General features: G+C 28.3%; 13 protein-coding genes. 6 read left to right on the forward strand and 7 right to left on the reverse strand.

Features of this window, described 5'->3' with window-relative positions; translation table 11 throughout:
• The first annotated feature begins 120 nt into the window (after window positions 1–120).
• From mvk to fni, 4 genes are read left to right on the forward strand one after another with little or no spacing between them, the layout of a single operon-like run.
• A complete protein-coding gene (gene mvk / locus HZY83_RS06010; RefSeq protein ID WP_179943151.1) occupies window positions 121–927 on the forward strand; it encodes a mevalonate kinase in 807 nt (268 codons plus the stop codon).
• Entirely contained in the window at window positions 909–1,820 is a 912-nt protein-coding gene (gene mvaD / locus HZY83_RS06015; RefSeq protein WP_179943152.1) for a diphosphomevalonate decarboxylase, read from the forward strand. Before mvk ends, mvaD begins: the two co-directional genes overlap by 19 nt.
• Window positions 1,787–2,830 (forward strand): mevalonate kinase family protein, encoded by a 1,044-nt coding sequence (locus tag HZY83_RS06020; protein ID WP_179943153.1) that lies wholly within the window; start codon window positions 1,787–1,789, stop codon window positions 2,828–2,830. Before mvaD ends, HZY83_RS06020 begins: the two co-directional genes overlap by 34 nt.
• A gap of 9 nt (window positions 2,831–2,839) precedes the next feature.
• A complete protein-coding gene (gene fni, locus HZY83_RS06025) occupies window positions 2,840–3,784 on the forward strand; it encodes a type 2 isopentenyl-diphosphate Delta-isomerase (protein WP_179943154.1) in 945 nt (314 codons plus the stop codon).
• An 84-nt stretch (window positions 3,785–3,868) separates the two neighbouring features.
• Here the strand turns inward: fni and HZY83_RS06030 are convergent, their stop codons facing one another.
• Entirely contained in the window at window positions 3,869–6,373 is a 2,505-nt protein-coding gene (locus HZY83_RS06030; protein ID WP_179943155.1) for a transglycosylase domain-containing protein, read from the reverse strand.
• Between the two features lie 188 nt (window positions 6,374–6,561).
• Here HZY83_RS06030 and HZY83_RS06035 point away from each other — a divergent pair, with 188 nt between their 5' ends.
• Window positions 6,562–7,080, forward strand: a complete 519-nt coding sequence (locus tag HZY83_RS06035; RefSeq protein WP_179943156.1) for a GrpB family protein — start codon at window positions 6,562–6,564, stop codon at window positions 7,078–7,080.
• Window positions 7,073–7,972, forward strand: a complete 900-nt coding sequence (murB, locus tag HZY83_RS06040) for a UDP-N-acetylmuramate dehydrogenase (protein ID WP_179943157.1) — start codon at window positions 7,073–7,075, stop codon at window positions 7,970–7,972. The genes HZY83_RS06035 and murB overlap by 8 nt, the downstream gene beginning before the upstream one ends.
• Before the next feature lie 133 nt (window positions 7,973–8,105).
• On the opposite strand, the gene HZY83_RS06045 is transcribed toward murB, so the two are convergent.
• The 6 genes from HZY83_RS06045 to whiA all read right to left on the reverse strand — a co-directional run.
• Window positions 8,106–9,326 carry a glycosyltransferase family 4 protein gene (locus tag HZY83_RS06045; protein WP_179943158.1) on the reverse strand — a complete coding sequence of 407 codons (1,221 nt, stop codon included), beginning with the start codon at window positions 9,324–9,326 and terminating at the stop codon, window positions 8,106–8,108.
• 57 nt (window positions 9,327–9,383) lie between these two features.
• Entirely contained in the window at window positions 9,384–10,097 is a 714-nt protein-coding gene (locus tag HZY83_RS06050) for a rhodanese-like domain-containing protein (protein ID WP_179943159.1), read from the reverse strand.
• Window positions 10,098–10,432: 335 nt separating this feature from the next.
• The gene (locus HZY83_RS06055; RefSeq protein WP_179943160.1) at window positions 10,433–10,630 is read right to left on the reverse strand and encodes a hypothetical protein; all 198 of its coding nucleotides are present in this window, start codon (window positions 10,628–10,630) and stop codon (window positions 10,433–10,435) included.
• Window positions 10,631–11,235: 605 nt separating this feature from the next.
• Complete coding sequence (locus tag HZY83_RS06065; RefSeq protein ID WP_179943161.1) at window positions 11,236–11,553, reverse strand: mucin-binding protein; 318 nt, start codon at window positions 11,551–11,553, stop codon at window positions 11,236–11,238.
• 234 nt (window positions 11,554–11,787) lie between these two features.
• Window positions 11,788–13,218: an alanine/glycine:cation symporter family protein gene (locus HZY83_RS06070; protein WP_179943162.1), complete on the reverse strand. Its 1,431-nt coding sequence runs from the start codon at window positions 13,216–13,218 to the stop codon at window positions 11,788–11,790.
• Between the two features lie 106 nt (window positions 13,219–13,324).
• Window positions 13,325–13,981 (reverse strand): DNA-binding protein WhiA (gene whiA / locus HZY83_RS06075; RefSeq protein ID WP_179943163.1); only part of this gene is annotated, 657 nt, incomplete at its 5' end.

Genomic DNA, 13,981 nt, shown 5'->3' on the forward strand with positions numbered 1-13,981 from the left:
TTTTAATTAGATTTATAAATAATAATTTATAATTGTTATAAAGCCCTACAATTCTTTACTTTATACATAAATTCTATTATAATATGTATAACTATAAATACTATATAATTAGAGGTTATTATGACACACGCAAAAGCAATATTTTTCGGTGAACATTCTGTAGTTTACGGAAAAAAAGGTATTACAATTCCTTTAGTTGAAATGACTGTTAGTGCCTCACTAATAAGTACAGATTATGTACAAGAACGAGATGAAATAATTTCTTATATAGCTAAACAATGTAATATTGACAAAAATACGAAAATAGATATTCAAAGTACTATACCTGTTGGACGTGGATTAGGTTCATCTGCAGCACTATCCGTAGCCATAGCACGTGCTAATAAATGCAAAAATATAGAAGAAATTGCTAATAAATGCGAGAAGTTTATTCACGGTAATCCTAGTGGTATAGACGTAAGTCAAGTTCTTAGTAATAGTCCTTTATTATTTTCTAAAGAAGACGGCGCAATGCCTCTAAATTTTTGTCTAGAAAGTTATTTATTAATAATTGATACTGGCATAATAGGGATAACTAAAGATACCGTATCTAGAGTAAAGAAAAATTTTTCTAACAATAAACAATATATAGACGATTTAGGGAAAATTACAGAAGAAGTAATACCTTATTTATTGAATAAAAATATTGAAAAAGTTGGCTATTATATGGACAAGGCTCAATACTTACTAAGTAAGATTGGAGTCAGTCATAGTAATAATGACGAGGTCATAAATATTTGTAAAGAGAACGGAGCTTTGGGAGCAAAAATCACTGGAGGCGGAGATGGTGGTTGCTGTATATCTTTAAGTAAGACACTAGATGAAGCTAATAAGATTCAAGAAGCTCTCAAACAGAAAGGATATTCATCATGGATAATTTCAGTATAGGCTATGCTAATATAGCATTAGTTAAGTATTGGGGAAAAAAATCTAAAAATCCTGTTTTGCCATTTAATCCTAATATATCACTAAGATTAGATAGTTTATATTCAAAAACTAAAATTGAAAAAAGCTCATCGGGATACGATGAATTTTATATCAATGACAAAAAACAATCAGATAAAGAAGTTTCAAAAATAATAAATTTTATAGATAAATTCGTTCCAAGCAAGAGAGAGAGAATAAAAATAATAAGCTATAATACAGTACCAACTGCGGCTGGGCTCTCTTCAAGTTCTAGTGGAACAATGGCACTTGTTATTGCTTGTAACGAATACTTTAAGTTGAATAAGTCAACAGAACAATTAATAAAAATAGCAAAAGAAGGATCAGGATCATCTTGTAGAAGCTTTTTTAAAATGGCTAGTTGGCTAGAAGATGGAACAGTAAAAGAAATAAAATGTAATCTTGATTTAGCTATGTTCATTCTAGTAGTTAGTGAAGATATAAAAGAAATATCTAGTCGTGAAGCTATGGAGAGATGCGTAAAAACATCAACTAATTTTAAAGAGTGGACTGAAACTGCAAAAAAAGATTTTGATTCAATGATTAGTGCAATAGAAGAAAATAATTTCACAAAAATAGGAAAAATAACAGAGAGCAATGCACTAGCTATGCACAGCACTACAAAATGCGCTACCCCATCTTTTAGCTTTTTGACAGAAGAGAGTTATGAGGCTATGGATATCGTAAAAAAAATTAGAAATAGTGGTATAGAGTGTTATTTTACTATGGACGCTGGGCCTAACGTAAAAGTTCTATATCAAAAAAAAGATCATGATAAATTATATGAGGAAATAAAATATTTATGGAAGAAAAAAATAATTCAATGTATGGTGTAGCCTACGGAAAACTATATATAGCAGGAGAATATGCCATATTAGAAGACTATTCAAAAGCTATAATTACAAGTGTTGACAAAAAAATTATAGCTTTTATTAGTCCTGCAAAAAAAACTACAATTTACGATAATATGCACTATACAGAAATTTCTATGAATGATAATCATGAAAATTTTACAAATATACAAAAAATAATTGAATTCATTAGAGATTATGTAAATATTTACGATGATTTCTCTCTAACTATTTTCAATGAATTAATTGAAAGTGATGATAAAAAATACGGATTAGGATCATCAGGTGCAGTATTAGTAGCAATAACAAAAGCTATCTTGAACTTTTACAAAGTTCCTTTTGATAATACTAAAGTATTCAAAATAGTAACCCTATTTTCTATAATAAACAATGTTTCTGGTTCAATGGGAGATGTAGCTGCTAGTTGTCATAACGGCGTAATTTTTTACCAAAAATTTTCTACAACAAAATTAAAAAATTTAATTAAAGAAAATAGCATAGAAAATATTATAGATAATTTAGAATGGCCTGGACTTATAATCGAACAATTAGAAACTAAGGCAAATATTGAAATGGTAGCTAAATGGACAGGCGAAATTATTGATACTAAGATTCACGTTAACGCTTGGAACGAGACAAAAAAAGAGATTAATAACAAAAGTTTTGGATTCACTTCAAAAATAAATCTAATTCTAGAGCACAGACGCTACAAAAAATTTATAGATAGATCAAATCAACTAGTTATGAGATTAAAACTATATTTACAACAGGACAATGGTAATCTAGTTATACCTATTATTAAAGATATAAGAAAAAACCTACTATATTTAGAACAAATATCTAATATACCTATGGAGACAATAGCTATGAAAAAATTTATTATGAAATTTCCTTGTGGTAAACAAAGTGGTTCAGGAAGCGGTGATATGGTATTAGGATTTAGAACTAGTTCAATAAACAAATTTAGTGTAACACTTGATCTTACTAAACTATAAGGAGTTCACATGAGAAAAAAAGATCATATAAATATTGCTCTTAAAGATAAAACTACAAAAACTAGCTTAGATAATTATAGAATAGACTACAATAGCATTCCCTATTTTGGAATTAGCGAAGTTGACACATCAACAACCATTTGTAATCAAAAATGGCAATATCCTTTTTTTATAAATGCAATAACTTCTGGCGGAGAAGAATGTAATTTTATAAACAAACAATTAGAAGAAGTATGCGAGATTTGTAATATAGAATTTTTTGCAGGATCATACTCACCTGCTCTAAAAAACGAAGAAGATAAAAAATGTTATCCAAAAAATAAATCTATAAATATAGGTTTAGACAAAAATTACTCTACTGTTCTTAAAGCTATAGAAGAAGTTAATCCTAAATATATTCAATTACATACTAATCCGCTTCAAGAGATGATTATGCCTGAAGGAGATAAAAATTTTGAGAATTGGTTAAATAATTTGAAAGTAATCAGTACTAAAACTCAAGTACCTATTATACTAAAAGAAACAGGATTCGGTATGAATAATAAAACTATAGAACTAGCTATAAAGTTAAATCTTGCTGCTGTTGATATTAGCGGAAAAGACGGAACAAACTTTGCTAAAATAGAAAATAGCCGTACTAAAAATCCATCTCCATATTTAGAAGAAATAGGTTATACTACTGCAGAGTCTCTAGAAATAGCAAAAAATTATAAAAATAAAATAGATATAATTGCTAGTGGTGGAATCAGAAATCCTTTAGATGTCATAAAATGCCTAGCATTAGGAGCAAAAGCCGTAGGAATTTCAAGAGTATTTTTGGACATATTAATAAATAAAGGAAAAGAAGAATTAATTGCTGAAATAAAAAAATGGCAAGAAGAATTAAAGTATATTATGATTTTAACTAATTCAAAAAATATTAAAGAGTTAGAAAATAAAATAAGAAAAATATAAAATAAATACCCTAAAACTATTGTAAATATAAAAATAGGATAACAATTTGTTATCCTATTTTGTTACTATCACATATTATAATTGCTAACTACCCCGATTATTTCTATTACTAGAATTACTGCTAGGAGTATTATTACTATTATTATTTGTTGTATTATTTATATTGTTACTACTATTATTCTCTACATTGCTGCTGTTCGTTCTGTTATTAGATAAGTTATTGTCATTATCATTATTTTCGTTATTATTTTGAGAATTATTTTGTTCATTTTGACGCTTAGACGCTTCTTCTTGTTGTTTTTTTTCTAATTCACGACGTTCACTATCTGTAAGAACTTTAATACCTCCATCATAATTTCCAACATCCTTAGGAACAGTAAATGATTTTGGTCTATAAGTATTAACAATATTTTGCATATTCATTTTATAAAGAGCTTGCGTTTTAAGGGTATCTTGCTGACTTAAATATTTAGTAGGTCCATCAATAGAACTAAATCCTTGCCAAACTGCTAAAGTATAATTACTAGTGTATCCTACTACCCAAGAATCTTTAGCAGAATTATCAATGTCAAATCCGTACTTGTTAGCATCCTCTTCTGAATAAGTAGTTGTTCCAGTCTTAACTCCCATATCCGCCCCACTAATAGCCGCCTGTTGAGCCGTACCATTTACAACGTTTCTTAGCATAGATGTCATAATATAAGCTGTACTATCTTTAATAACTTGTTTTCTATCATCTCTACTAAAGCTCTTTAATTCCGTTTCTTCGCTATCATAAACTTTTTTTATAGCTTTTGGCGTTGCATAGTATCCACCATTAGAGAATGGCACATAAGCTCCAGCCATTTGTAACGGACTATAGCCGTCAGCACTACCACCTATAGGTGTAGTAAGTGAATTATCAGTAACTTCCATACCTACACTATTTGCATATTTTTTCACGTTCGAAAATCCTACTTCTTGATACGTCTTTATTGCTGGAATATTAAACGACATAGTAAGAGCGTAATTCATAGTTACATTTCCATGAAACTTACGATCCCAGTTTTGAATTTGTGTACCTGGTATTTGAGTATCATTAATCATATGATTAGTTGACCAACCTAAATACTCAACAGCAGGTGCATAAGCTAATATAGGTTTAATAGCAGATCCTGGTTGTAATTTCGATTGTGTAGCTATATTAAATCCACCATACTTGAAGTTTCTACCACCATATAAAGCTGCTATACCACTGTTATCATTATTTAATGCTACCATAGCGACTTCACTAGATTGTTTAATTCCTACTAAGTTTGAACTCATACTATTTGACATATTTTTTTGAATTGTAGTATCCAAATTAGTATATACTTTTAAACCTAAGTTTAACACATCTCCTTCATAGTCTTTAAATTCTGGACTATTTCTTAATTCTTGCTCAACTTGACTCATATAAGCAGTATAAGCAGAATCAAATTCACTAGAAAGAACATAACGTTCATTAGCTGTTCTATTTACTATTCCAGTCATTATATCTGTTGCTTGAGCTTCTGCTGCCTCTGCTTCTGTTATCTTTCCATGATATTGCATTAAATATAATACTGTATCACGGCGTTTTTTTGCATTTTCTGGATGATCATATGGATTATACCCATTTGGTTGTTGTGGCATTCCAGCAAGAAAAGCCATCTGTGGCAAAGTCAACTGATTTAATTCTTTTCCATAATAATAGTTAGCAGCTGTTTTCAAGCCATAAACTCCATCTGAATAGTAAATTCTATTTATGTACATATTAAAAATAGTTTCTTTATCATAATTTTGTTCGAGTTTATAGGCTAAGTATGCTTCTTGAACTTTTCTCTTAACACTCTTATTATCATCTAAAAATGTTCTTTTTATTAACTGTTGAGATATAGTAGATCCCCCTTGAGAACCAAATCCGCTTGTCAAGTTAGAAAATACTGCACCTACTAGCCTTCTATAGTCTACTGCACCATGCTCAAAAAATCTATTGTCCTCCGTTGCCAAAATGGCATCTTGCATCTGCTGAGGAACTTCTGACATTTCTACGTTTTCACCAATTTTATTTCCAAGCTTTGCTACTTCCTGATTATTTACATCATAAACTATAGTTCTATTATTATTGTCAAGAATATTAGAATCGAATGCTGGAGCTTGATAAATCCAAACTACACATAATAAAAATATTGTTATTATAGCTATGCTAGTCAAATATAATCCATATTTGAAAATTTTACGCCATATATTTCCGTTATCTTTTCCTTTAGGTTTTCTATTACTAATTCTAGTCTTTAATGAATTAAGTTGCTGTTCCACAGAGGACGCACCTTCTTTAGATTTATTATTAGCCAATCTAATATACCTAGTTTTGTTATTACTCTGATAATTATTTTTATTACTAGCTTGGCCTCTCTTAGCACTAACTCTAGAAGGCGCACTTCTTTTTATAGTATTATCATCAGTATAACTTTTTTCTTTTTCTTGATTATTATAAATATTTCTAGACACATATCCGCCAGGCTCTACCGATTTTCCTCTCGTATATCTCGCCCTTCTGGACATTCGTTCGTTATTCTTCTCTGTCATAAATTTATATTTTCCTCACACAAATAATTACATTACTATATATAATTTTATAAAAAAAATTAGAAAAAATCAATTTATCAATCAGTATTTATCTTTACATTTCTATTAAGAAAATTTATAATATTAAAAGAATGTTACGCAAATATAACATTTAATACAAAAGAAACATTAAAGTAGAGATTGTATAGATGAAAAGAAATGTAAGTTTAAACAAAATTTCAAATAAAGAATTTCAAAAAATTTTTTATAGCGAAATAAAAAATATTAAATCTATCCCTAAACTACCTGATTGCGAATTTATTCATATAGGATCAACAGCTTTTCAAAATTCCATAGGAGAAAAAATTGTTGATATTTTAGTAGTTGTTGATAATTTACACGATATTACAACATTTGATGAAAAAAGATTAAATAATATACATTATCATAGAGTTGCTCATAACAATAAAGGATTAGTATCTTATTGTAAAATTGTAGATTTCAATAAAATGAATTATAATACTAAACTTTTTATCGTTCAGAGAAATTCTAATGTGCATAACAATTTTATAAAATTTAATAATCTACTAAGAGAAAATAAAAATATATTTAATAAATATCAAGATTTCAAAATAACAAATTATAAAAAAAAAGCAAATATAAAAATTTATAACCAAATAAAAAATGATTTTATACAAAAAATTATTGATGAGGCTAATAATGATTAATGAAAAAATAGAAAAACTCGTAACAAATAGTGAAATAAAATATAACGAACCATTAAAAAATTATTCCTATACAAAAACAGGTGGAAGCAGTGATATTCTCATATTTATAAAAAGTATCTGTGATTTAGCTAATATTATTAAATTTGCTAAAGAAGAACATATCCAACTAACTATTTTAGGAAATGGTTCTAATGTCCTAATTTCTGATAAAGGTATTAGAGGTATTACAGTTATAACATCTAAATTAAACAAAATTGAAATTTTAGACGATTATATAGTTAGTTGTGAAGCAGGAGTTACGCTTCATGAATTAACACAATTTTTAATAAATAACTCTCTATCAAATCTAGAATTTGCATGCGGTATCCCTGGTAGCGTTGGTGGGGCTATATATATGAATGCTGGAGCTTATGGCGGAGAAGTTAAAGATGTAGTTATAAAAGTAGAAACTATTGATAAAGATGGAAATATAAAATTATATAGTAATGATGATATGCACTTTTCATATCGTCATTCAATTATTCAAGAAAATTCAGATATTATTACTAAAGTTTATTTTCAACTAAAACCAGAAAATAAACAAACTATAATTGATAAAGTACTAGAATTAAATAAATTACGCGCAGAAAAACAACCTCTAGAATATCCTTCTTGCGGTTCAGTATTCAAACGACCAGAAGGGTATTTTGCTGGAAAATTAATACAAGATGCTGGATGTCAAGGTCTGATTGTAGGAGGAGCGCAAGTTTCTACAAAGCACGCTGGTTTTATGGTAAATATTAATAACGCTACTTGTGATGACTACAAAAAACTTATCAAATTAGTGCAACAAAATGTTTTTGAAAAATTCAATGTTGAACTAGAACGAGAAGTAAAAATTATAGGCGAATAGTTTTATAATAAAGTGATAATATTAAACAAAAAGAGATGATAATTGTCATCTCTTTTTTATTTTTTTAAAATTATATTAAAGTAATTACAAAATTTAATAATTGTTCAAAGGTACTATATATTGTACAAAGTTTCTACAATGAATTTATAATATTATACAATTCTTTTATTTTTTCATTCCAAGAATGTTTTTCTATTTCAATTACTATATTTTCTGGTAAACTTCTTTCTTTTCTAGTTCTTATAATTTGTGTATTAATAGCCTCAACTAACCTATTTATAAAATAAGGCTTTTCCTCTTCTACTGCTTTATCTGTATCATATATAGTCGGCATTTTTACATACTCAATAACTTCTGAATTGTTAATTTTTTCTCCCAAAAATTCTATTAATCCTGCTATATCTGTGGTTACCGCTCTAAGTCCACTGCCTAAAGCCTCCACAGCTATAAGACCTAAACCTTCAAAGTAAGAAGGTAGTACAAAAATATCTTTAGTACGCATAACATCAGCTAATTCTTTTTGATTAGATACATTATAAATACTTATATTTTTAATATTTTTTATAGAATTTTCTATTTTTTCTTTATCTTCATCTTTTACATTTCCTATTAAGTCCAAAGTCACATCATTGTGGATATCTTGTAGTTGTTTAAATGCCTTTATTAATTCATAAAAACCTTTAGATTCATCAAATTTACCTGCATAAATAAGTTCTACATTATTTTTTTCAAACTGTTCTTTAGGAGGATAAAATACTTTATCATTATATCCTGCTCCTATATTTTGTATTTTCAATCTATCATAATTATAAACTTTTACTATATCATCTATTTGATTATTGCTTAGTGATAATACTTTGTCTAACTTATCTAAATTAGTAACGTATTTATCTTTCATATTATTGTGCTTTTCTGCCTGTCTTATATCTGTATTATGACATATAGCTACAATTTTTTTATCATTAAAAACTTCACAAACTATAGAAGTTAACATCCATAAATGATGAGTTATAATTATGTCAGGATTAAATTCTTCTTTAATTTTAATTAGTTTTTCTGTAAATGATTTTTTCCAATGAAATATCATTTCTTCTGTCATTTCTGAATATACAGTATTTCTATAAGGCATTATATCACTCATACCTACTATAGAAAATGGTAAATTATCAGTTTCAAAATATACTTCATATTGTTTATCTTTACCAAGAATATCTATATCATAATCCGAATTAGTTCCATACAAACAAGCTTGCTCTATATCTGAAAAATTTTTGAACCCTTCTATTATATTTGAAAAATATACTCCACTTCCCGTCTTCATAGGAAGTTGTGCTAACACGTGCAAAACTTTCATCTTCTTGCTCCTTAATTATATTTTTTAGGATAATCCATATCCTTACAAAAATTACTCTCAACCACATTCTGATATTTGATCTTCTATTGGAACAGGTGAGAAGTCTTTTTTATTAATCGGCGTAAAAGTATACTTTTTGATGTCCATAGGTTCTATCAAATTAATAACCTTTTTACCTAAATCCGACAAAATTTTGCTTACTTCTAAAGAATCAGAAGGATTGTCACTATATACTAATATAAGCTGTTCATCACTAATACTAGAAGTATCTGATACAACATTATCTATATTACTTTTAATCTCTATACTTTCTAATTTTTCATTTCCAACATTTAATAAAATATGATTAGTTGTTGATTTTAAATATTTAAATTCTGCCATGATAACATTTTTAAATTTAGGTTTTCCATAATTATACTGTCTTATCCCATCACCAATATATAAATTTTTAAATCCTTTTTCACGTAAAATTTTCTCGGTATTTCTAGAAGTAATATCTACAACACAATACAGTATTATATCCTTATCTTTATAAGAATCTAATATATCACTACCATCACGAAGAACTTTAATTGGTATATTCACTGCATTTATAGCATGAGCATTTGCATATTCCTTATTCCATCTAACATCTACTACTAAAGCTTCATCATAAGTTTTTCTTTCAACTTCATATCCAGAAATTCTACCCGGCTTTCCTTTTTTTAATTTCAACCAAAATAAATAGGAAATTACAACTAAAATTACAATTATAATTATTATGTACTTCATTATATCCTCCTTTCTTATATACTATAATTTTATCATAAAAATATATACTATTCTATAACAAAACATTAAAATCCATAATCTAAAAATTAATATTCTTTCTTTATTAAACTGACTAATAAATATTAAATAATAACTGACATATATAAAAAAAGAGATATACTTATTTTCTAAGTATATCTCTTTTTAATTATTTGTCGCTAAAAGAAAATATATTATTTATTATTTTTTTCTTTTACGATAAGCTATTATAGCCGCTGCTAATAGTCATGTTAATCCTGCATAAGTTGTTGAACTATTTTCATCTCCAGTATTAGATAGTTTCTTCGGATTAGATCTTATTTTACTTTAAAATCTTTGTCTTCTGGCTTATCTACTGGTGGATTTTCTGGTTTCTCTGGTTTATCAGGATTAGGTGTTGGATTCTCTGGATCTTTTTCATAAGGTACAGGTGTGTCCTTACATGGATTATTTGGATCTACGATTGGCAGTGGTGTATATACTTTTGTTGGGTCGTTTGGATCTTTTGGTTTCAACGGATTACCATTCGGATCTTTTGGTGTATATCCTGGAATGTATGGTAATGGTGGATTATCCCCTGGTACTTCTGGTGTTTCATCATATGGAACTTTTGGAATTTCTTTTCCTAGTTCTGTTGGAATATATGGTACGTAGCTTCCTAGCTCTTTGTAGATATATGTTACCGTTGTTGTTCCTTCTACAACCTTACCTGTTTCTTTATCACATCTTTTATCTTCGTAAAGATATATTTCTTACCGTCTTTTTCTATAATCTTAGGTTTCTCTGTTTCATTTTCTCCTGTATTATAGTCTGTTCCTACTGGACTTTCTTTTGTATCCTCATAATCTTCTTTGATTGTTTCTCCAGCTTCGTTTACGTATTTAATTACGACATTACCTTTTTTAACTACTTCTGGAATATAAATTACCTTATCTTCATAGTTATTATCTGTAGCTTTAACACCTGTATATGCTCCAGTAGCATTAGCAGAAGTTGAATCTCCTCTATCTACTTCTTCTTTTGAAAGTACATATCCCTCTAATGAACTGTTTTTATAGTCTTCAAATGAACCTGTTGTATCTGTTGTATCTTTTTGATACTTATCATCTATAACTGTCCACTATTTAAATGTTACTTCTCCTGTTACTAGATTTATTGTTCCTGTTCTCTTGAAGTAAATTGTATCTGTTTTTGTAGGTATTTTAGACTCATCTACCTGTTGGCGATTTGTTCCATCTGCATTCTCTGTATAGTATGTAACTGTTCTTGTTACTGCTTTTTTCATACTATCTGGATTAGTTGCATCTGGATTATTTGGTACTTCTTCTCCAGTCAACAAAATAGCACCAAGAAACACACTATCCAATTCAAAATGATATTTTCGAAGTGAATAGCGTTGTTTCATTGAATGCCAATTAAAACTCTTCTTGTTTTTCATATTCGAGTTAAATTCCTTTCTTATAAATAAATTACAAGAACACTATTAAGTCAACTTTAAGGATACAACAAATTAAAATATGTAAGACATTTATTAATACTTATTATTAATAAAAAAACAATACTATGATTTAATTCATAGTACCGTCTTTATTTTTTGTTAAAAAATGCATTAAAAATTAAATATTGTTATTTCATTGTAATTATTATTTCTTATAAAAATAATATTAAATCTTTATTTTGATTTATCTTTCCAACATTCAGCATTATTTATTTTTATCGGTAAATTATCTAAATAAAATTGAGGATCTTTTCCTTGTTTATATTGCCTTATATAATCTTTTAATACTACATAAACTACTCCAGAAAGTCCTATTATGGCTATTAAATTAAGTACAGCCATAACTCCCATTGTAACGTCTGCAACTCCCCATACCAAATTCAAATCAGCAATACTACCTAAATAAACAAATAAACATACAAAAACTCTGTAAACATTAACCGCCCATTTTTTAGGTATTAAATATTGAATATTTGTTTCTCCGTAATAATAATTACCTATAACTGAACTATATCCAAATAAAAATATTGCTAGTATCAAAAATACTGATCCTACGCTTCCTATTTGTGAAGTTAGTGCTGCTTGAGTTAACTGTATACCTTTTAGTGTACCATCACCATATTCTATACCTGGATAAAGTAAAATTAAAAATGCTGTAGCCGTACATACTAAACAAGTATCAAAATAAACTCCTAAAGTTTGAATAAGTCCTTGTTTAGCTGGATGCGTACTATCTGCTGTTGCTGCTGCATTTGGCGTAGAACCAAGACCAGCCTCGTTAGTAAACATACCTCTCTTAACTCCTAACAAGACGGCTGTTCCCATACCAATAACTCCACCACCAACTTGCTCTAATCCAAAAGCTGATTTTACAATAGTAGTAATCAAACCTGGTATCTTCTCAAAATTAATTATCATAATAACTATAACTATCAACAAGTAAGCTACCGCCATTACAGGTACTAACCATTGTGTAATTTTAACTATTTTCTTAACTCCACCAAAAATAACAAAAACTGTCAAAACAGATAAAATTATACCTATAATATTAGAATTTATATTGTAGATATGTAAAGATTGAGCTATTGTGTTAGTTTGAACAGAGTTAAATGCAAAACCGTAAGTTATCGAAATAACTATGGCAAATACAACTCCCATCCACTTTTGACCAAGACCTTTTTCCATATAATAAGCAGGGCCCCCACGAAAAACACCTTTTCTATCCTTAACTTTATACACTTGTGCAAGAGCAGATTCTGCAAAAGAAGATGCTCCTCCAAAAAGAGCCATTACCCACATCCAAAAAACTGAACCCGGACCACCTAAAGCTATTGCTATTGCAACTCCTGCAATTGTCCCTGTTCCAACTCTTGATGCCGCTGATATAGTAAACGCTTGAAACGCAGAAACACCTTTTTGATTTCCATCTTTATCTACTTTGGGCTTTTCCTTTATCAACCTAAACATTTCTTTTATAAAAGTAAACTGTACAAATTTTGTACTAAACGTAAAATACAGACCTGTAATAATTACTAATCCTATAATAAAATAAGACCACATAAAATCATTAATTACCGTAAGTAAATCTAATATCTTATCAGACATAAAATCCCCCCTATAATAAAATTTATCTTAGTAATTATATAATTATAACAAAAACTAAATATTATAATCTAATGCATGTCAGATTTTATAACCTGCAAAGTTATAATTAAGTATTTTTTTCATATGTTCCTTCTCTCAAATCTTTTGCAATTTTAGCCAATTTTCTAAATCTATGATTAAGACCTGATTTTGACAACTTACCGTCTTCTACTATTTCTGCAATTTCTTTTAGGGGATACTCCGGATACTTCAATCTAGCTTCTGCAACAACTCTAAGCTTGTCATCTAAATTTTCTAAACCTAATCTCTCTGCTATTATATTAATATCCTCAACTTGTTTAGCAGAAGCATTTACTGTTTTATTCATATTTGCCAAATCACAATTTTGCATTCTATTAACAGAGTTATTTATATCCCTAACAATTCGCTCATCTTCAAACTGGAATAGAGCATTGCTCGCCCCTAAAATTTGAATAAATTCAGATATTTTTTCAGATTCCTTTATATAGACTATAAAACCTTTTTTTCTTTCTAAGCTTCTCGCATTCAAATTATACCCATTTAAAATATTTTTTAAATCTTCATTGTGTTCTTCATATTGTGAAAAAATTTCTAAATGATAATTAGAAGTTCTAGGATTATTAATAGATCCCCCCGCAAGAAAAGCCCCCCTTAAATAAGATATCTTGCTATCTGAATCAGATATTAATTTTTCCGATATATTTCCTTTTAGTGTATAATCATCATTTAATATATATAAATC

Origin of the sequence: Gemella sp. GH3, from assembly GCF_013415425.1 — a bacterium.
In the GTDB taxonomy this organism is placed as follows: Bacteria; Bacillota; Bacilli; order Staphylococcales; family Gemellaceae; genus Gemelliphila.